Here is a 19395-nt window from a genome sequence, read left to right as displayed (position 1 = left end):
GGAAGTCAATGGGAATTCCCATGGTCGTTTGCCGCAGGAGGATAAGCCACGGATTCGCAACAAACTTATATTTAGCGAGGTAGACGCTGTCTGAATGTCGGCACCGTCATTCTGGGATTCAGCATGGGAATATGCTAACAATCGAGCTCCTATGAATTGCAGTCATAATTACAGCTATCGCTCTCACGCCGGCAGTTTTGAAATGTACGATGAGGCATTGGCCAAGGGGGTTACATGCCACTCACGGGCCCGAGCCATCCAAGGAAACATGCTGATCGGTTCGCCGAGTGCCAACGAGCTATTGAAGATCGAATGCTTGAGTTGCTCGGCGACGCGCAGGTAGCGGGATGGACCAAGGAAGAGGTCTTGGCTGCAATGATCGAGGTTGCGGACAACACCGCACTGGCTATGCAGCAGAATGTGCTGCTGTCGGTGGAAACCGAGTTGCGCAAGTTGATGAAGAAAAAAGATGTCTGAGCTGCCCGTCGCAAAAGCTGCTCCCGCCCGCCTTGTCGTTGTCGTAGCATTCAGCCGCGCGGACAATGGCGAACTGGTGCCGGCTTATGATCCGATGCAGTTCGATACCCCGGAAGACGCCACGCGAATGGCACGTTATCTCGCGGCGAAATGTGCGGGCGTTTTGGCTTGGAGTCGGGAAGCTCAACCTGTTATCGGTGAATACGGGCCGCCGACGATTCTGTTTCAATCCGGCGACGTGCCGGAGCTGGAGTAATATTGACGCCTGAACGATTTAACGAATGCCTGAAGCTTCTACGATGGTCTCAACTTGATCTGGCAGCCGCCCTGGAATGCGATGTGTTTCTGGTCAACGCCTGGAGCAACGACATTGAGCTAGTGCCTGAAGACATTGCGGCGTGGCTCGACAAGCTGGCGAAAGTCCATGCCAAGGCAGGGATTCCCCAGAATTACAAGGGCGTCCACCTGAAAATGAAGATCGGTAAATGAGCGAAACCCCAAAACCTGCCTATCCCGATCATATGGAGAAAGCCCCGGCCGGGCTTTTTGAACACTACTGCATGCACGAAGGCTGCAATGCGTGGGGATCGTTCGGATTTGAGAAGCGCTACGGACTTGAATGGTATTGCGGCGAACATAAAGGTGATGCTGACAATTAACTCGCCTCGCGGACTAAAATCCGGGCTTCTTTAGTACCCGCAAGCATGGCGCGGGCTCGAAAGAAAGTAGCCACCATGGGCGCGAGCTTCATTGTGTATCTTCAAACTCCGTGCGTTCGATAGCGCATCGACGGTCCTCTAAGATGACATCTCGCTCGAGCATGACGCAGTGTCGCCACCAGCCACGTTCTAGACCTGCCAGAACTGGAGAAAAGATCTCCTAACTTTAGACCCGATCTGGCTACAAGCGGGACGCCAAGACTTTATCGACGCGGCGGTGATCAAGGTCGACGACCTCGAATCGCCAATTCTCAACTTCTATGGCCTCTCCCGTTACGGGAATCCTTTCTAAGTGATCGATCACAAAGCCCGCTACCGTCTCGTAGTGGCGGTGTTCAGGTAGGTCGAGACCCAGCAGCTCCGCCATTTCATCGACCGGCATCCAACCCGCAAGAAGCCATGATCCGTCCTCCCGCCGCACCGCCTCATTTTCTGACTGATCCTCATCCGAGCGGAACGCGCCCGCAATGGCATCAAGGATGTCGCCGGGTGTCAAAAGTCCTTCAAAGTGACCATATTCGTCATGAACGAGTGCCATTGGCACGTCGGCATTTCGCAGGACCTTGAGCGCCGCCAACGCATCCATCGTGTCAGGAATGATCGGAGCGTGGCGCACGTGGTCGCGGATGACTACCGCCGAAGACGCAAGCATCGGCTCGATCATATCCCGAAGCATTATGACGCCGACGACATTGTCGCGATTACCATCAAACGCCGGGAGACAGGAGTGGTTGGCTGCGATGAGTTTGCGTTTCAATGACACCGCATCTTCGCCGATGTCGACCATCTCGACTTCGGTCCGCGGCGTCATCACAGCGCGAACGCTGCGATCACCGAGCCTGATGACACCGGATATCATCGAGCGCTCTGCCTCCTCAATTACGCCTGTGCTGCCGGCCTCTGCAACAATCGTCAGGATTTCCTCATCGGTTATGGCGCTTTCAGAAGCAGTCGATATACCAAGGAGCCTGAACACACCGCGCGTCGACGCATCCAAGGCCCAGACGGCCGGCGCAGCGACAAGCGATAGGACATTCATCGGGCGGGCGATGAAGCAGGCTATGCGCTCCGGGTTCTTCAATGCCAGATGTTTGGGAACGAGTTCGCCGATGATTACCGATAGATAAGTGATGATACCGATAACGAGAGTATAACCTGCCACATCGGCGATATCGGCGCGCACGCCTATACCGGCAAGGAATACGCTCATGCGCGATCCAAGTGTTGCACCGGAAAACGCACCCGCGATGATACCGACGAGTGTGATGCCGATTTGAACTGTTGATAGAAACTTGCCGGGATTCGCCGAAAGCGCAATGGCATCGCTTGCTCCCGCGACACCGCGATCGAGCAACATCTCCAGTCGAGCCTTACGTGCCGAGACCACCGCAAGTTCAGAAAGTGCGAAAACTCCGTTCAGGAGAATAAGAAAACCGACGATCAGCAATTCAAACATAAGATTTTGGATTAACCCTAAGACGAAACTTTTGCAGCCGAATTCGTCAAATGCCCAGCTGCTGCAACCAAGTAGGTAATTACGTCGTTTCAGCCAAGCATGGAAGCTAGTCAAGTGGCAACCGAACTAATGGAGGTGGGATATGATTCGGTCAAGAAATCGCGAACTCTATCTTCTTGGCTATCGATTCTCGGGACAAATGGCGACGGGAGGCACGTTTTTTTAGGAACTGCGATGGCTGAAGCTTTGGTGGCAGTCGACAAGGCGGCGTCAGGCTCGGCCTATATCTTAGTATAAAGCGTCAACTACCGCGCAGTGAGCCGTTACCAAAGCACCATTTATTGCAGACCATCGGTTCGCCAGGTATGCAGACAATCGCCATTATGTAGCAAAAACCACCAGATTTGAAATCTGCCCTGTCTGAAAGGGGCATGTAATTCTTCGGAATTATGTAGCAAAGACCACCAAACAGCATTTATATAGTTGAAATATAACTACATAGTGGTGATGCTTTTAGAATCTTCCGGCGGTCGTGGTATTGCTGCTGACAGGCAATGTCGGCTTAGCGCCGCCAGAACGGGACGTCTTTTGCGGCTCAGCCGGAGGTGTAATGGCTGCAAGCGAAATGCTCCAATATGCACGGACCCGATCACCCTCCTTAGCGATTCCTGACGAATGTGTCGCTCTGTTCGAAGAACATGCAGCTCCAGCTCTCCCAGGAAGAGAGCTACCGAAGCGCCGCGTTAGGTCCCAGATCAGTCAGTTGAATCGAGCGGGGGGCGAGGGAGGACGAAGTGAAGTGGCGCGTCAAGCGCCGTTAACAGCGGGGATGACTTCAAGCCGAATTCGATCCCAATCGCCTCGACAAACGAAGCCAAGAACGCGTCAGTAGCGGTAATAGTCGTAGACTGGACGCCGCCTGCCGCCCTTGCACTTGATCTCTTCCTTGTACTCGTCGTCGTCCCACTTCCGCTCGACTTTGCATCGGCCGCGTCGGTATTCTTCCTTGTAAGCGCGACGTTCATAGCGACGCTCGCGATAGTAGCGGCGTGGCCGCCAATCGTCTCCGCGCTGTTCATAGCGGCCTATCCAACGCCCATGGCCGCTTTCATCCTTCCACGGATCGGCCGCGGCTACTCCCATGCCGGATGTGAGGGCGATGCCAAGGGCGGTCACGAAGCCGAGAATTTTCATGGTACAAGTCCTCCTGTCGCGTCGACGGGGCGCATATGGCGGATTTTCGCAATTTTAACCTGAATATCAGGTGAACAGCACTCTAACATCCGAATTTGACGCCTTCAGGTCCGTGCGTTCCCCTTTACGGGCAACCTATCTAGGGCGGGCTTGGCGAATGATATATCGCTCTGAAGATTCTGCGCCATGTCGCACATGCCAGCACCCAACCTGGATCTGAATTGGGCTTATTCGGTGCAAGAGAGCCGATTAGCCTCTCCCACCTTTCGGCAAACCCCTTACGATGCCGCTGTGGGCCGCTAGCCTGACAAACTTCGAGAATTCAGGCGCGAAAAATCATGATGACGTGCAGCGACTCTAACGAATGACTGGCATTCTTACGGTCAAGTACGATCCGGCATCCAGCGTCGGCCAAATATAATTCAAAACATGAAATAATCTGTCTGCAATACTTCTGTATAAATTAATTACCGTTGCCGAAAATACAAATTACTTGTTCAGTATATGTTGCAGAAAGCCCCCCCTGTTTCTGTTTATTACTATTTAATGTTGCATTTATATTCTTGGCGTATATCGTATTTCGACTGATGTCGTGCACAGTCATCAGGGAGGCATTAATCGCCGGACAAATCCGGCAGTTTTAGAACAGAGGAGAAATATATGGCCACTTTAGAAGGCGGCGCTTACGACGACGTGTTATTTGGCTCGCGTTTTGACGACTTCATCCACGCCAATGGCGGTGATGATGTCGTTCTTGGCGGACAGGGTGATGACTCGATCTTCGGGGATGATGGGAATGACCTATTGTTCGGCGACAAGGGCGATGATGCCCTCTTCGGCGGCAATGGCTCCGACATTCTCTTTGGGGACAATGGCTCAGATGTGCTGAGCGGTGGTGATGGAAGTGACATCCTGTTCGGCGGCAATGGAGACGATGTTCTCCAGGGCGGTGCCGGGTCTGACATTTTGTTCGGTGACGCTGGAAGCGACGTGCTTCTCGGTGGTGCCGGCAACGACTTCCTCTCAGGCGGTGCAGGCGACGACGTTCTCGTCGGCGGTGCCGGCAATGACGTATTCTCGTTCAGTGGCGGCGGCGGTAACGACGTTGTACTGGATTTTACCCCTGGTGAAGACATCCTCCAGATATCCAGCGGTATCAACGGTCAGGACATTCAATCTGCTGATGACCTGGCATCACGTGTCACACAGGTTGGCGACAATGTTGTTGTCGATCTCGGACATGGCGATTCCGTCACACTCGTGGGCGTCAGCGCCGACGAGGTCACCAGCCATCCGGGCGACTATTTCGTCGTTCATTGATAGCGAAAAAGGCGTGCCCTGCCTCCAAGCCGGGCACGCCTTTTTCAAAGGGCAACGTCGGCTTGCGTCGGTGTATCAACGATTGTGGCAACCGCGTTCAGCGAAGCCAATATCCCCATTATGGCTGTGGTGTTTTCGAAAAATTAAATACCATATGACGTCAGAGATGACATATGATTCGTCCCGCCCCAACCTCTTCGTCAATCCAGAGTTCTCATGAAGCCTGCAAAATCATTTGAAGTTGAAATCAAACGCAAGGGCCGCCGGCAGGCCGTTCGGGATCAAGAACCTCTGTGGGATCCAAAGGTGCTTAAATCAGCAACAGACGCGGCTGAGGAACCCCAAAAGGCTACTCGAACAGACGCTCAAACAAAGTAGGTCGCCCCCCAAGTTCAAGCTTGCTTGGGCTATACAAGTAACGGCTCGCGCTGAAACTGACCAGAATTGACGCCTGTGGCCGACGCCTGCTGGGAGTCCTGAACATGGGCTGGCGATAGCGGTCAAGCACCTACGCATTGAGCGGTCGCGGGTACCGCCCTCCAAAAAATCAGACATTGTAGAAAACCGAAGGGTCGCTTCCTCAATCTGAGCGTGATGCAATTGGATTTAGCATGTTCGTAAAACTTTGGTGGCAGTTGCTACCTAATTCCGCAAGAATCTGTGGCGATAGAGGCGGAGATCGAGGCTTTGTACCGAGCACGCGAGCAAGAAAACGGTGCGGCAACGACCGATACTGCAACGTTTATGGGCACGAAGTGGTCGGTCAGCCGAACGAATATCCCGCGCCACGAACAGTGCGAATGAGATCGATGGATCGGCCGATATTGATGGCTTTACGCAAACGTCCGACATGCACGTCGACCGTGCGGTCATCGACATAGATATCCGGTCCCCATACGTTATCGAGAAGCTGACCGCGCGAGAACACACGACCTGGCGACTGCATCAAAAACTCCAGCAGACGGAATTCCATCGGTCCGAGCTTTAGTTCGCGCTCCTTGCGATAAACCCGGTGCTGCTCGCGATCAAGTTTCAGATCACTGAAGCTGAGAACGTTCAGCAAAAGGCTGGGGTTTACCCTGCGCAGCATCGCCCTGATGCGAGCAAGCAGCTCGGGTGTCGAGAAGGGCTTGATCATGTAGTCATCCGCGCCCGTCGCCAGCCCGCGCACCCGTTCGCTCTCCTCACCCCGCGCCGTCAGCATGATGATCGGCAGGATACCGGTCTCCCGCCGGGCCCTCAGTCTGCGGCACAATTCAATACCGGAAAGTCCGGGAAGCATCCAGTCGAGAACGAGAAGGTCCGGTACGGTTTCGCGCAAGGCGATTTCCGCTTCGTCGCCGCGCGTGATCGTCTCGACCAAATAACCTTCCGCTTCGAGATTGTAACGGAGAAGAAGGCACAAGGCTTCTTCGTCCTCCACAACAGTGATTCTGGGAGCTCTTGCCATAATGATCTCTACTCGATTCTGAAAGATACCGTCAGACAGCCGGCCTCACCCAAAACGACCCGTAATATACTCGAGGGTCCTCTGGTCCTGTGGCTGGTTGAAAATGTCAGTCGTCGGACCGAACTCGATCAGTTTTCCCAGGTACATGAACGCTGTATTACTCGATATGCGTGCCGCCTGCTGCATGTTGTGGGTGACGATGACGATTGTGAACTGTCTCTTCAGCGTATCGATCAGCTCCTCGATGCGGGCAGTCGATATGGGATCCAGTGCGGATGTGGGCTCGTCGAGCAGAAGAACCTCAGGTCGCAGGGCAATTCCCCGCGCGATGCAAAGACGTTGTTGCTGGCCACCCGAGAGGCTCAGGCCGCTCGCAAGCAGCTTGTCCTTGACTTCGTCCCATAGTGCCGCCTGACGCAAGGCTCCTTCCACGCGGTCGTTCATTTCGCTACGTGACAGACGTTCATAGTGGCGTATGGCGTAGGCGACATTCTCATAGATCGACATGGGAAACGGCACCGGCTTTTGAAACACCATGCCCACACGCGCCCGCAGGCGACCCAACGGATACCGGCTATCAAGGATATCTTCCCCATCGAGCAGGACTTTGCCCGTCGCACGCTGCTTCGGGTAAATCATGTAGATGCGGTTGAGAACTCTTAGCAGTGTTGACTTACCGCAACCAGAAGGCCCGATCAGTGCGGATACCTGCCCCGAGGGAAATTCGATGTTCACATCATGCACAGCATGATTTTGGCCGTAGAAGAAATTGACATTGTCGAGCACAAGCTTCGGCTCGGATGTACTGGGATTGATCGCCTCTCCTCCAACCGGACTTCTCTCAAGCATTGTCGGACTTCCTTCGATTGAGAAACATGCGGGAAACGATGCTGAGCAGCAGCACGAACAGCGTCATGACGAATGCGCCAGCCCATGCGAGCGTATGCCATTCGTCGTAGGGGCTCATGGCATATTGGAAGATGACGACCGGGATATTGGCCATCGGTTCGGACAGATCGCTGGTCCAATACTGGTTATTCAGGGCAGTGAACAAAAGTGGTGCCGTCTCACCGGAAATTCGGGCAACTGCAAGAAGCACGCCCGTAAGTATCCCGGCTTTGGCAGCTCGATAAACCACGTGACCGACCATTTTCCAGCGCGGTATCCCTAGCGAAAGCGCAGCCTCGCGCATGACGTCAGGAACGAGACGCAGCATTTCGTCCGTTGTGCGCACGACGACAGGCAGGAGGATGAAAGCGAGCGCCAGCCCGCCGGCATAGGCGGAAAAATGTCCCATTTGCCTTACGACGAGCTCGTAGACGAACAAGCCGATGATGATCGACGGCGCGCTCAGCAGGATATCGTTGACGAAGCGTATGATCTCGCCGATACGGCTGTCCCGCGCATATTCCGCAAGGAACGTTCCGGCGGCGATACCGATCGGACTGCCGATCGCCACCGCCATCACCACCATCACCAGGCTGCCAAAAAATGCGTTGAGCAAGCCACCTGCTTCACCGGGCGGAGGCGTCATCTCGGTGAAGAGTTTGAGATTTAACGCCCCTAACCCTTCGAAAAAAGTCGTGGCCAGGATCCAGACAAGACAGACAAGACCGAGCACCGTGGCGAGTGTCGCCAAGGTCAGAGCAACGTAGCTGACCATTTGCCTGCGGCGATGAAGGGAGTCGGCCGTGGTCATTCTACTCACCTTTTTGCCGGGCAATGCGCTGGAGCATGAGCTTGGCAATTGCAAGGACGATGAACGTCACGACGAAGAGCACGAAACCGAGGGCGATGAGCGACGACAGATAGATATCGGAATCCGCTTCCGTGAATTCATTCGCAATGGCTGCCGCAATCGAGTTTCCGGGCTCCATCAGCGAAACGCTGAGGTTGTGTGCATTGCCGAGAACGAACGTGACAGCCATGGTCTCGCCAAGGGCCCTGCCGAGACCGAGAAATATGCCGCCGACAACGGCGGTGCGCGTATAGGGGATCACGACATCCTTTACGACTTCCCATTTGGTGCTGCCAAGCGCATAGGCGGATTCCTTGAGTGTCGCGGGCACGACCATAAAAACATCTCGTGTCACCGCCGTGATGAACGGGATCACCATGATGCCAAGGATTATGCCCGCGGTCAGCATGCCGATTCCCATGGGTGCGCCATCGAAGAGCGCGCCGATGATCGGCAACGGGCCAAGATGGTCTATCATCCAGGGCTGCACATGGTCCGACATGAAAGGGACGAAGATGAACAAGCCCCACATGCCGTAGATAATGCTTGGTATTCCGGCGAGCAGTTCGATAGCGGTGCCGACAGGTCCGCGCAGCCAGCGAGGCGAAACTTCCGTGAGGAAGATCGCAATGCCGAGACTAACGGGCACTGCGATAATCATCGCGATGGCTGATGTAACGAGTGTCCCGTAGATCGGGACAAACGCCGCGAACTGACGGGACACCGGATCCCATTCGGTACCGTAGAAAAATCGCCAGCCAAACGTCGCGAATGCCAGACGTCCACCCCAGGCCATGGACAGCGCCGCGGCCCCAAGTGCGATCAGCACGAAGAAGCCAGCACCCGCAACCAGCCAATAGAACAGCCTGTCGCCCAAGGCGTCAGAGATCACGCGTCGGCGGGTCGTGTCTCTCGATGATGTCGGAATGCGAAGGCCAGCTGTTGCGCGGTCAGTCATGAAATGGGTACAATTCTCTTCAAACTGGAACTCGTGCTTCAGGAAGTGCGAACTGCGCGCCTCCTGAAGCGGTAGCAAGTGGTTAGCTCTTGAATTCAGACGACCAGTAGCCTTCGATTTGTTTGACCAGCGGATCCGGTAACGGAACGTAATCGAGTGCCTTGGCTTCCTTCTGGCCGTTCTCAATAGCCCACTTGAAGAACTTGAAGCCTTCCTTGGATCGGGCGGCGTCCTTGGGGTCCTTATACATGATGATGAAAGTGGTCGCGGTGATCGGGTAAGCGTTTTCTCCGGGCGCGTCGGTCATGACGAGGTAGAAGTCCTTGGCGTTTGCCCAGTCCGCACTGGCAGCGGCGGCCTGGAAACTCTCGACGCTCGGTTCGATGAATTTCCCGCTCCTGTTCTGGACAACGCCGTAAGTCATCTTGTTCTGGAGAACGTAGGCATACTCGACATAGCCGATCGAATCCTTGATGCGATCGACATAGGCCGCGACGCCTTCATTGCCCTTGCCGCCGACGCCAGTCGGCCAGGAAACGGAAGTGCCCTCGCCGACCTTTGTCTTCCAATCGCCACTCACCTTCGCAAGATAATTGACCCAGTTGAATGTCGTGCCCGAGCCGTCGGAACGGTGAACAACTGTGATCTTCGCGTCGGGCAGCTTTAGATCGGGATTGACCATGGCTATGGCCGGATCGTTCCAGTTTGAAATCTTGCCGAGATAGATATCGGCGAGCAGTTCGCCGGTGAACTTAATCGCACCGGGCTTGACACCTTCGATGTTCACAACCGGAACGACACCGCCCATGACGAGTGGGAATTGACCCATGCCGAGGCTCTTGAGCTCGTCGGATTGCATCGGCATATCGGAAGCGCCGAAGTCAACGGTTGCAGCCTTGATCTGGGCAATACCACCACCGGAGCCGATGGACTGGTAGTTGAGCTTGTCGCCGGTTTTCTGGTTGTAGTCAGCCGACCACTTTGAAAGGACCGGATAGACGAAGGTCGATCCAGCGCCGGTGATGTCTGCGGCAAAGCTCGCTGTCGTTGCACTGGCAAGTACAACCAAACCGACGCTTATGCTCTTGATATTCTGAAGAATTCCCACGATCCCTGTCTCCTGGCGTTTTCGATACGGTCGCTGGCCCGACCGGGCCAAGTGAGAAGGCAACCGTCTCGTACGTGGGTGGATTAAGTTAGCTGGATGACAGTTACATGACAGCAAAAACCGCCTCTACCGCAGTCTTTGAGAACCGAATCGACGTTAAAATATGAGAGATAGAGAATGCTTTTAGCATTAAACCAAGTGACAGCTCACGATATTTCAAAGTGAAACAACGGTTTGCATGAACAGCTTCATCCTATTGCAAACCGGCGGAGCTGCTCCATTGGCATGTACAATTCCATACGGCGAAGCGCGACATCGCCGACAGCGAACAGGCTCAATTTACCGTGATGTGCAGTGGCGCTCCGACATCGCGCTCCGCATCAGTTCGCGAGTTCGTTAAATCTGACTCTAAATGGCGTGCGTTACGATCGCGGATAAGCTTGGCGTGTGAGACGCGGCCCCCGGCTTCGGACCCATTAATCCTGCAGAGTGAAGGACCGCTGTGGCCCTAAGCTGCCGTTTGGCAATCGTGGCGCGGCTTGCCGCTTTGCGCCCTCGTTCCGGCCATCCAAAGGGTCTCCCCTAGCTCCGAAAGTCGACGTTTCGCTGGGGTCCAGCAGAGGCCCCAGTTGGAACATTCTACTAATAGAAGCTAACTCTCAAAGATCGTGCCGGCTCCGCAGACCCTCGGCGATCGCCCGGAGAGTTACTTCCTGCCTCCCCAAGAATTCGGATACTATGAAGGGGAGTCGCCGATTGATCTTATCCTCTCGACCATAGAAAAGATTGCGATTGCGAAATTTGTCAAAGTGGCCATCAGTCATGTTTGGCATCAGAATGTACTTTTCCGCTGCAACGCCGTCCTTAATCTCCTCATAGGCCTTCGGCATGTCATCGAGCAGCCCATTGTGAATGATGTGGTTGCGCAAGGTCTCTATTGTGACAAGGAATGTACAGTCCTCGAAGAGCGTACCCGCTTCCTTGTTTAGTCCAACACGCTTGCGGTCGCCGTACTGCGCGTTGAGGCTCGACATTTTAGGGTAGTTGTTGAGGTTGGTCGGGAGCTTTTCAGCTTCCATTGCCACCTTCACGGTGTAGTCGAGCAGACTATGCATCCTGATGAATAAAAAGCTAAGGAATGCGAACAGCTTGGTGACTACCGGTGACGTCGAATACCGCAGTCCATCCTCGTGCTTCATAGGTGGATAGAAGAAGGATTCGAGGTTAAACGTGCTATAGAAGTCGCCCTGGATCTGAATGATCTCCTTAGCGCACTCCTGAATGGCACTGACGAGGCGTTGACAGTCATATAAGTAAAGGAACCGGTGCAACTCTGGGATGCGATTTGCAAGCCCAAGCACCTCTTCGAAATCCGATTTAGAACCTGCCGCTTCGGAATTGTGACCCAATGTCGCGATGAAAGGGGGTACGAGCGGCAATAGTTCGTTGTAACGGAGCCCTTTGAAGATCGCTCTCGCGAACATCCGATGCATTTCGACCGCCGCAGCCTCGACCGCGTACCAGCCATCGTCGCTCGAGAACCGCCACATACCCTGTGGGTCGAACGCGAATGATGGTTCGTCGGCCCGGCCGGGCGCGTCAGCGGGAATGCCGTCAAGATAAAGATAGATCGGCACAGTCATCATACTCTTTGGCTTTCGCAGGAAGTTTGGGTGGGCGCACAATACAGGGTAGTCTTTGGTGCAGCTCGATATCGCCCTGCGAAAATGAATTCAAGGTTACCGAATTTGGCGATTAATTTTTTGATGACCACAATGGCGTGTTGAACTGCCATACCGTTAAGCGCCCGCACTTCGGTCGCTCTTGCCCATCCCAGGCGTTCGTAGAAGCGGATGGACCGCTTAGTTTTTCGAAACGTCAGCCACGGGGTGGAAAACGCTCAGTCCGCTTTCGGGCCGTTATCCGTGGGAAAATGAAGATGCGGCCGCAAATTCCGCGATCGCTTCTGCCTTGTTCAATTCCAGCACTCAGCGGCGCATTATGGGCGAGGCCAGCCCGATTCGTGATCCAGAATGAACAGGTTCAGGACGACTGAACGCCTGGGGCGGGATTGTGCATCCTGGACCCTGTCGAGAGCTTCCAGAAGTTGTGGGATGCGGCAATACGGATGGCTCACGGTCTGAGTGGCTAGTCGCCTTCGGAAAAAAGGACACAGACGTTGTCCTTAGGCGTCAAAATCGTAGTTCGCTGTTTTGCGCGCGTGACGCTCACCCGAAAGTTTTGTCTGGCTTCTGTTCCTACGTTTGCGAGGTCATTCTGCTGAACAATGCGGTTTGAATTGCTGACGATCTGTCCCTTCGCTCTGATAGGCCAGCCTTCAAATATGATTACCTCGTCAAATTGCTTACCTTTGGCCTTGTGCATGTTCATCACAAACACACCTCTTTCAGCCTTCAAACGGCTTGAGAAATGTTCTTGAACAAAAGCCGCCCGAACGATTGCGACGGCGTTGCGGAATTCACCGAATGTACGCCAATCCTGACTGAGTGCCTGCCGGAGTTGCGTGCCACGATCAAGCAGACGGACGTTGCGAGTTTCCAGCCCAATCTCGGACAGATGCTTGCAGTCACCGTTTTCCATCAGCAACCGAACTGCAGTCCAATCCGCGTCAGGATCGCCAGACAGTTTTAGCGCCAATGCACGTTCGTAAACGTCCATCATCGCGACCATGATGCTGGTGGCGGGTAAGGGTCTGCCTCGTGCAGCAAAGTCTGTCATTCGGCCGTAAGCCTTTAATATCGATGCGCCTTTTTCGATGTTGGTCTTAGACGCCTCGTTGCCGTTCTTGCCTCGGTGGTAGTCGGCCACAAGTTGGACGAAGATGTGCCTGTCGGCAGTCGACTTCGGCTGCATTAACCACGCAACAATGTTGGCTCCGAGGATCGCAGCCTCCATATCGATGGCTGCGTCATGGATAATTGCTGGCAGTTTGCCGGTTGGTCCGCGAAACGCGTCTGAAACGACCCTGGTCAGTTTTTTGGTTGGGACTAATATCGCCATCGACCAGTCAGATCGGCCAGTCTCAATAAGCCTGGTCCGCGCCGCAAGGGTCTCTGATTTTAGTTTGGCGAGCGCCAAAGCTTCGACGGACGCAAATGTGCCAAAGGTCACGCCTTCATAGGCGTTCTTTGAAAATTTTCCTCGAAGAATATCGTTGCCGAAGATAGAGATCTCGGTGCCCTTACTCCGGTGGTTATCCCCGGCAAGGTCAAACTCCTTAGGTTCAAATGCCTCGACAAAATGATTGAGCCGTTCGGGGTCTGCCCCGATAAAGTCGAAAATCCTTTGCTCTGGGTCTGCAAGTGCCAGCAACGTAGAGTGGGCACCCAATGCCTTCACCACGCGCCATTGATCCCAGTTTGTATCTTGGAATTCGTCGAGCACGATCACCGGATAGTGTGCGGCGATGAGAGAACAGAGCCGTGTACTGGCTTCCAAAAGGTCGGCAACGGCTGGTGCGAATTGATTAAAGCAGATGCTGCCTTTCGTTTGCGCCAGCACTGAGAGTTCGGCGTTTATGCGAGCTGTTCGTTCAGCCTTCTCGTCATCGCTGAGCTTTGAAACCGCTTTGTAATCAGCGGTGATGTGGGAGACTGCTACGGCCTCAGCTGGTGGCGTTAGCAGGGCAAGTTTGCGCGGTAGCCCGCTCAAGTAGCCATGTGTCTTCAGGGTCTTCCAAAAAAACGAATGGTAGGTGTCAACTTCGATTGAGGCGCGTGCCTGAGGTGTTAGGCTTTTTTCTTCGGCAATGGCCTCAAGCACGCGAGACACTGTCGCGCGTGCGAAACTAAGAAAAAGTACGCGCTGCGTGGGTCTGATATCCGCTGCATATTGGCCCGTCTTGAGGATCGAAACGGTGGTCTTGCCTGAGCCTGGACCGCCGCGCACCAAAATATGCCCAGCCGCTGCGAGCACGTCTTTTTGGCCTTTTGAAAGGTCAAGCGGCATCGGCCTCCACCCCGCCCTCCTCGCCTTCGGCTTCGGCCTTAACCTCTGGTAGACACAGCTCTTTCAAGGTGGCGCAGGCGTCACGGAGAAATCCCGGAATTTCGTCTTCCGTGCATTGCGCGAGGAAGTCTGGAAGGCTCCAACCTCCCTTGTTCCAGTTGAATAGCGCTGAGAGCGCCTCGGCTGGTTTTGCCGCCGGGTCGCCGAACTTGTGAATGAGGTGTGGAGGCCACTCAATGCTGTCGGAAAACCGCTTGAGAGCCGCTGGTGTGGTGTTCTTTAGCACCAGATCTTCGATGCCATGCTCGTCGTGCATGAAAAGTTGTTCGACCTGCGCCTCTATCGTAGCATTGATCTCATCCGTTTGCTTGTCGCATGCGGCGAACACGCGCTTCCCAAGGTCGCCGTACATTTTCGCAAATGGCGCGACTTGGGAGTCAGTGCCTGCGTCGATGACGCATATTCCCATTGCTTCCAGAGAAGAGTATTTGGCCGCATCTAGCTCGGACAGGCGACGAGCGACCGCAGAAAAGCATGACATCTCTGTCGCGCCCTCTGCGATAAGCACTCGGCTAGCAAGTAGCCCTTCGCAGAACCTCTGTCTAAATTCACTTCGATAGCGCTTCAGCTTTACGCCGTCGGGTAGCTCGACGGTCGATTGTGTCATCACGCCCTGTTTTGAACGTGAAACAATAACCGTCTCTTCGATTGCGTATTCTTCCAGCACGTATGGCGAATGTGTTGTCACGATAGACTGCGCAGAAAGTTTACGAAGCTCATGAACGATGCGCTTTTGCGCATAGGGAGGAATGGCGGTCTCGACTTCCTCCATCGCAAAAATGACGTTCTGCTTGTCCTCGGCAATCTGCGACAGCAGGGCCAGCACGAGCATGTTTATCGTGCCAGTCCCTTGGCGGTAGAACGGCGCTGCGTGATCCCCGTCACCTGTTGCCATGAAGGCGGTGATAACCTTGCGCAAATGCTCGCGCGTCAGGTTTGAGACCCGCAGTTGTGGCTTGGCCCCCCATTCCTTTGGCACGTACTTGTTGAGCGCTTTGTTGACGCTCTCCAAAATACCGCTAACACCTAGTGCGGGGTCTGCAGCAACATCGACAGCCTTCAGCTCGTCGATAGTGTCCTCCCACATACCTCCCCGCAGCTCTTTGAGGCGAAGGATAATATCCAGCAGGCTGCCATGCTCCAGGCTTAGTGCGCGCGATCCGGTGCGCAGCGTCCGAAGATACAAGAATCCGCAAAGGTGCTTGTCCTTTTTGCGGAATGGCGTTGGCTTCTCCTCCTCTGTCAGGCTTCGCGTGAACATTGTCTCGCCGACAAAATCGTCCTCGTCCTCGTCGTAATATCCGCGAAAGCTCACTCGGATCGCAGCGGATACGTCTGCCGCATCAAGGTCTGCCGCTTTTCCAGCGTAGAGTGCATTTGTGGCGTTATCCCACCATTCGATCTGCTCGCCGAAATGGTCCTTCTGAGCGTCCGATAGGTTTGTGATTGTCACATCGATCTCGATGCATGGATTTGCGGGGGCTACGAGATCATTCGCTGGAGCACCAGCTTCTGGCGCAAACGCAGGAGCTTCCACCGCCGGAGCCTTTGCAAGGTACAGCCCCTTGTAAAAGTCATGCTCGTCCACGGGTGGCCGCCTGCTCGTACGGTCTGGCCCCAAGCATAGATCAATAGCTTCAAGCACAGTGGATTTGCCGACATTGTTATCGCCGATCAAAACGGCATGCTTTGGCATAAGCAATGCGCATGACAAAATGCCTCGAAAATTCCGAATCTCTATATTTGCTATTCTCATGGTACCCCCTCGCATAAGCGATTAGGCCCCGCCGCGCACAGAACTGCAAGGACATTCCCCCAGGCGCATATTCTATGCAAACTATGGTCGTGTGCCCCTGAACGCCTGCCTCGTGGCGAACAGCGGGTTTCATACGGGGCGGCTCGGGCGCGCTTTGCGCGGAAAACGTTAATGAACGCGGAGCAGCGCCCTAATCTAAGGTCTTGAGGCTTCCTGAGCGGCTGCACGGGAGGCACGCGCGCCAGCGAGGCAACGCTTTTGCAAAGTGCGACGGCCGCTACACCCAAGCAGACGCCCACCGTCAGTGCTTGCGTTATGCCGAGCGTTGCGGTCCCAGACGCCGGGCCGAAAGGGGCGCTGGCGGCAGGGGAGAGCGAAGTCTAACCTGGTCGTGTCCAGGCGCGAAAGCTTGGTGCCGGTCGAGGGGCGGCAGATGCTGCTTCGTTGCAGTCTAGCGGCAGTGAGTTGGTCTCGGTGGGTCTAGGCCGCACTTCACAAGCGCAGTAGCACGGTGGACAATTCATGGTGCCGGAAAGCTCGATTCCCGAACGCCCCATGACTTGGGGATGCGATGGCGTGCAGCGGCGGTCCACTTGTAAGATTGCGGCATTACACTGTAAATCGTGCACTGCCTAAATCGACATCTTTCATAACTTTTAGCGAAGTTCAATCTGACCTTGGGCGAACCGGCGTTCTCTGCCATAGGTCTTCGTAAGGGGGATGTATGTATAACCAGCCACAAAAGAAAACCGCGCGGACCGCTGCTCTGAAACACGCTGTTGAGGTACTTACTATTAAGCGCAAAGGTGGCGCGATAGTAAGTCAGGGCTACGTTCGGCAGGTCAGGGATGATCTTGCGAAGCGGACAGGTTACGACAAACACGCAGCTGAAAAATGCTACACCAAGTCTATACAGGATTGGGAGAGCTTCTGGCTGGGCAAGGTCGGGACTAGAGCAGCGGGCGACCTTGTCGTGGCCTATCTGGCTGGTCCGGAGCCAATGAATGACTTTCACGAGCTCGTTGGGCTGGGCGTCCACCCACACAGCATCTATGCATTCGAGTCCGAAAATAAGACCTTCAACGAAGCACTCGCAAGTGCCAAAGCTTCCAGCTTTCCCCTGATCAAGATCATCAAGATGCCCATGGATCGGTACTTACAAGCCGTTCCGATGACGTTTGATATTATCTATTTCGATGCCTGTGGCCCGCTTCCTAGTACGTCTCAGGCGACGCTGAGGACCGTAGCGAATATATTCCGATACCAGCGGCTGACTCCTTTAGGCGTCTTGATCACAAATTTTGCCAAACCGGACGTCAGCGATGTCGGCCAGCTTCACGCATATTCCGATATTGTAAGCGCCTATCTGTACCCCAAGGGCATGCTTGAATCCGGGAAGCCGGAATGGAACATGACCGATGGCGCAGTTGCATACGGAATGATCCCGAAAGGGCAGCCTGCAGGGGAATCATTCTTCCATAAGGTCAAATCTGATTTTTCAAATTTTTACGGCCAGTACATTACGAGGCAGCTGTTCGATCTGGCGTCGTTCATAGTGCCCATGGCGCGCCTGTCGGCGTCCGGACTGTGGCCGCACTTTTTTGCCAAGACTCCGGTCGAACTGGCTCCGCACGCCGCAGAGCAAATATCGTTCGACGAGACCCTAGAATTCGGTGGAGGTGACTACATAGTCGACGCCGACATGAACACCCTCGGCTGGACGCTGGCGTCGCTGAAAAAACATCAGGACGAAAACTATCTCACGCCCGACGCTTCATCGTTCAAATTGATCGACACTTGGCGCAGGGAACTAGGGGGCTTTCCCAACATCCCCGTGGATGATGTCATACATGCCTATTTGCTGCTCAGAAATGACAGGGATGGTCAGTGGCTGAAACCAGCAATGAAGGAACTTCTGGCGGGGTACGCCTACATGCAAAATATGTACATGTTCTGCGACGTCCCAACATCCGAACTGGCCCTTTTTCCGGTCCTCGCTCAGTACGCGATGCCTTACCACTACAATGTTGAGCAAACGCGGCGATACACATATGTGGCGGAGGGCAAGAGCACCGAGATGTTCCTTGATGTCATCCCATTTGACACCTGCCGGTATCTCTATGACTGGCTGCCGTCTGAAGAATTGGTGCAAACTTCCTTCGACACCGAAGCTCACCAGCTTGTGTATCGCTTCGCCTTGGATGGGCTGATGAAGCATACGATCCGCTATAACAATGAGTATGTGTTCGGCGGACATGTGATGGGTGCGAATGACGACGGCTATACGGAACGCCTTCTCAGCGTTCGACAACAAATAGGTTAGTTCGGAGAATATTCCGTGACCGTTCCCGCAGTGACGTTGGATAATCCAGCGCCGACATGCAGGTGATGTTTTCGCAATATGAGGATGTGATGGCGCTGCAGGTGCAAATATACGTGCTCTTTGAGACTATGGGCGCTTATTGCGACGCGGATCGTCCGAATTTCCAGCAACTTTACAACCGTTAGCAGAGCGGGAGGCGTGGCGCTGTACGCAGCATCCTGGGCATCAGCTTTCGCTTCCTATACGACAAAAGCTGCCGGTCCGCTGTCGGCCCATTGCGGACTTCAAGTCAGCGTACATGAATATTATGTCACGCCGATTTCGTAGGCGACGTATTAAGCGCGTGCTCCCCTTCCATATCAGCGGATAATTTCGAGCAGATATTCGCGCGTCTCTTTGAATGAAACTTCACATTTGTCCCTAGTCGGCCCAGAATGTCGGCCTGGGCCGAACATGCCGAAACCACGGCGGGACCAGCCCGAGAGGAGGATCTCATGGGTGAGGACCATGTTTACAAGAAAATCGAACTCGTTGGCAGTTCAACCGACTCGGTCGATTCAGCTATAAAGAACGCCATCGCTCGCGCATCCCAGAGCGTGAGACAACTCGACTGGTTCGAGGTCGATCAGATCAGAGGGCACATTCAAGATGGTAAGGTGGCCCGATTCCAAGTCGTCCTCAAAGCCGGCTTCCGCTTGGACTAAAGAGCGGATGGGTGCCCTGACAGCGGTCTGACTTCGATGTCATTGCGATTATGAATACGCAACCGTTGAGATCCTGCCGTTGGTGGTCAATTCTCCCGGGCGACGGCTGATGGCAATTGCTACCGAATACTCAATGCTAAATCAGTAGCTCCTGCTCCTAGAT

General features: G+C 54.4%; 17 protein-coding genes and 1 pseudogene. 7 read left to right on the top strand and 11 right to left on the bottom strand.

Going from position 1 to position 19395, the window contains the following annotated elements; translation table 11 throughout:
* Positions 1 to 312: 312 nt before the first annotated feature.
* Genes FHS21_RS17595 through FHS21_RS17580 form a run of 4 tightly spaced genes read left to right on the top strand, consistent with a single transcriptional unit; the run spans position 313 to position 1136 of the window.
* Complete coding sequence (locus FHS21_RS17595; RefSeq protein ID WP_183663386.1) at positions 313 to 477, top strand: hypothetical protein; 165 nt, start codon at positions 313 to 315, stop codon at positions 475 to 477.
* Positions 470 to 733: a hypothetical protein gene (locus FHS21_RS17590; RefSeq protein WP_183663384.1), complete on the top strand. Its 264-nt coding sequence runs from the start codon at positions 470 to 472 to the stop codon at positions 731 to 733. The genes FHS21_RS17595 and FHS21_RS17590 overlap by 8 nt, the downstream gene beginning before the upstream one ends.
* A gap of 2 nt (positions 734 to 735) precedes the next feature.
* Positions 736 to 966 (top strand): hypothetical protein, encoded by a 231-nt coding sequence (locus FHS21_RS17585; RefSeq protein ID WP_183663382.1) that lies wholly within the window; start codon positions 736 to 738, stop codon positions 964 to 966.
* Positions 963 to 1136 (top strand): hypothetical protein, encoded by a 174-nt coding sequence (locus FHS21_RS17580; protein ID WP_183663379.1) that lies wholly within the window; start codon positions 963 to 965, stop codon positions 1134 to 1136. Before FHS21_RS17585 ends, FHS21_RS17580 begins: the two co-directional genes overlap by 4 nt.
* 241 nt (positions 1137 to 1377) lie before the next feature.
* Here FHS21_RS17580 and FHS21_RS17575 read toward each other — a convergent pair whose 3' ends face one another.
* Positions 1378 to 2652: a hemolysin family protein gene (locus tag FHS21_RS17575; protein WP_183663377.1), complete on the bottom strand. Its 1275-nt coding sequence runs from the start codon at positions 2650 to 2652 to the stop codon at positions 1378 to 1380.
* An 885-nt stretch (positions 2653 to 3537) separates the two neighbouring features.
* On the bottom strand, positions 3538 to 3846 hold the full coding sequence (locus FHS21_RS17570) for a hypothetical protein (protein ID WP_183663376.1): 309 nt from the start codon (positions 3844 to 3846) through the stop codon (positions 3538 to 3540).
* Positions 3847 to 4506: 660 nt separating this feature from the next.
* Between FHS21_RS17570 and FHS21_RS17565 the strand changes: the two genes are divergently transcribed.
* Entirely contained in the window at positions 4507 to 5166 is a 660-nt protein-coding gene (locus tag FHS21_RS17565) for a calcium-binding protein (protein WP_183663373.1), read from the top strand.
* A gap of 763 nt (positions 5167 to 5929) precedes the next feature.
* Here FHS21_RS17565 and phoB read toward each other — a convergent pair.
* The 9 genes and pseudogenes from phoB to FHS21_RS31380 form a co-directional block, all read right to left on the bottom strand.
* Positions 5930 to 6616 carry a phosphate regulon transcriptional regulator PhoB gene (gene phoB, locus FHS21_RS17560; RefSeq protein ID WP_183663371.1) on the bottom strand — a complete coding sequence of 229 codons (687 nt, stop codon included), beginning with the start codon at positions 6614 to 6616 and terminating at the stop codon, positions 5930 to 5932.
* 45 nt (positions 6617 to 6661) lie between these two features.
* Entirely contained in the window at positions 6662 to 7465 is an 804-nt protein-coding gene (gene pstB, locus FHS21_RS17555) for a phosphate ABC transporter ATP-binding protein PstB (protein ID WP_183663369.1), read from the bottom strand.
* Entirely contained in the window at positions 7458 to 8315 is an 858-nt protein-coding gene (gene pstA, locus FHS21_RS17550; protein ID WP_183663367.1) for a phosphate ABC transporter permease PstA, read from the bottom strand. The genes pstB and pstA overlap by 8 nt, the downstream gene beginning before the upstream one ends.
* A 1-nt stretch (position 8316) precedes the next feature.
* Positions 8317 to 9312 carry a phosphate ABC transporter permease subunit PstC gene (gene pstC, locus FHS21_RS17545; RefSeq protein ID WP_183663365.1) on the bottom strand — a complete coding sequence of 332 codons (996 nt, stop codon included), beginning with the start codon at positions 9310 to 9312 and terminating at the stop codon, positions 8317 to 8319.
* 82 nt (positions 9313 to 9394) lie between these two features.
* A complete protein-coding gene (pstS, locus tag FHS21_RS17540) occupies positions 9395 to 10402 on the bottom strand; it encodes a phosphate ABC transporter substrate-binding protein PstS (protein WP_376772144.1) in 1008 nt (335 codons plus the stop codon).
* Positions 10403 to 11079: 677 nt separating this feature from the next.
* The gene (locus FHS21_RS17535; protein ID WP_183663363.1) at positions 11080 to 12066 is read right to left on the bottom strand and encodes a hypothetical protein; all 987 of its coding nucleotides are present in this window, start codon (positions 12064 to 12066) and stop codon (positions 11080 to 11082) included.
* 502 nt (positions 12067 to 12568) lie between these two features.
* Positions 12569 to 14389 carry a UvrD-helicase domain-containing protein gene (locus FHS21_RS17530; protein WP_183663361.1) on the bottom strand — a complete coding sequence of 607 codons (1821 nt, stop codon included), beginning with the start codon at positions 14387 to 14389 and terminating at the stop codon, positions 12569 to 12571.
* Positions 14379 to 15764 carry an ATP-dependent nuclease gene (locus tag FHS21_RS17525; RefSeq protein WP_312879895.1) on the bottom strand — a complete coding sequence of 462 codons (1386 nt, stop codon included), beginning with the start codon at positions 15762 to 15764 and terminating at the stop codon, positions 14379 to 14381. The genes FHS21_RS17530 and FHS21_RS17525 overlap by 11 nt, the downstream gene beginning before the upstream one ends.
* Before the next feature lie 264 nt (positions 15765 to 16028).
* Positions 16029 to 16205 (bottom strand): annotated as a pseudogene (locus tag FHS21_RS31380) (AAA family ATPase); the annotation flags it as partial.
* Positions 16206 to 16929: 724 nt separating this feature from the next.
* On the opposite strand from FHS21_RS31380, the gene FHS21_RS17520 reads away from it, so the two are divergent.
* Both FHS21_RS17520 and FHS21_RS17515 read left to right on the top strand, forming a co-directional pair.
* Entirely contained in the window at positions 16930 to 18528 is a 1599-nt protein-coding gene (locus tag FHS21_RS17520) for an SEN1985 family protein (RefSeq protein WP_183663357.1), read from the top strand.
* A 494-nt stretch (positions 18529 to 19022) separates the two neighbouring features.
* Entirely contained in the window at positions 19023 to 19232 is a 210-nt protein-coding gene (locus tag FHS21_RS17515) for a dodecin (RefSeq protein ID WP_106666108.1), read from the top strand.
* Positions 19233 to 19395: the final 163 nt, after the last annotated feature.

This window comes from Phyllobacterium trifolii (assembly GCF_014192095.1).
Taxonomy (GTDB): domain Bacteria; phylum Pseudomonadota; class Alphaproteobacteria; order Rhizobiales; family Rhizobiaceae; genus Phyllobacterium; species Phyllobacterium trifolii.
Note: the sequence above shows the minus strand (reverse complement) of the source record. Positions and strands in the feature narration are given on the sequence as shown.

What these genes read in the sequence shown, in the direction of transcription:
- FHS21_RS17570 (WP_183663376.1), bottom strand. Translation starts at nt 3,846, where the DNA reads ATGAAAATTCTCGGCTTCGTGACCGCCCTTGGCATCGCCCTCACATCC.
- FHS21_RS17520 (WP_183663357.1), top strand. Translation starts at nt 16,930, where the DNA reads ATGTATAACCAGCCACAAAAGAAAACCGCGCGGACCGCTGCTCTGAAA.
- FHS21_RS17580 (WP_183663379.1), top strand. Translation starts at nt 963, where the DNA reads ATGAGCGAAACCCCAAAACCTGCCTATCCCGATCATATGGAGAAAGCC.
- FHS21_RS17530 (WP_183663361.1), bottom strand. Translation starts at nt 14,389, where the DNA reads ATGCCGCTTGACCTTTCAAAAGGCCAAAAAGACGTGCTCGCAGCGGCT.
- FHS21_RS17595 (WP_183663386.1), top strand. Translation starts at nt 313, where the DNA reads ATGCTTGAGTTGCTCGGCGACGCGCAGGTAGCGGGATGGACCAAGGAA.
- FHS21_RS17565 (WP_183663373.1), top strand. Translation starts at nt 4,507, where the DNA reads ATGGCCACTTTAGAAGGCGGCGCTTACGACGACGTGTTATTTGGCTCG.
- phoB (WP_183663371.1), bottom strand. Translation starts at nt 6,616, where the DNA reads ATGGCAAGAGCTCCCAGAATCACTGTTGTGGAGGACGAAGAAGCCTTG.
- pstA (WP_183663367.1), bottom strand. Translation starts at nt 8,315, where the DNA reads ATGACCACGGCCGACTCCCTTCATCGCCGCAGGCAAATGGTCAGCTAC.
- pstB (WP_183663369.1), bottom strand. Translation starts at nt 7,465, where the DNA reads ATGCTTGAGAGAAGTCCGGTTGGAGGAGAGGCGATCAATCCCAGTACA.
- FHS21_RS17590 (WP_183663384.1), top strand. Translation starts at nt 470, where the DNA reads ATGTCTGAGCTGCCCGTCGCAAAAGCTGCTCCCGCCCGCCTTGTCGTT.
- FHS21_RS17535 (WP_183663363.1), bottom strand. Translation starts at nt 12,066, where the DNA reads ATGATGACTGTGCCGATCTATCTTTATCTTGACGGCATTCCCGCTGAC.
- FHS21_RS17515 (WP_106666108.1), top strand. Translation starts at nt 19,023, where the DNA reads ATGGGTGAGGACCATGTTTACAAGAAAATCGAACTCGTTGGCAGTTCA.
- FHS21_RS17575 (WP_183663377.1), bottom strand. Translation starts at nt 2,652, where the DNA reads ATGTTTGAATTGCTGATCGTCGGTTTTCTTATTCTCCTGAACGGAGTT.
- pstC (WP_183663365.1), bottom strand. Translation starts at nt 9,312, where the DNA reads ATGACTGACCGCGCAACAGCTGGCCTTCGCATTCCGACATCATCGAGA.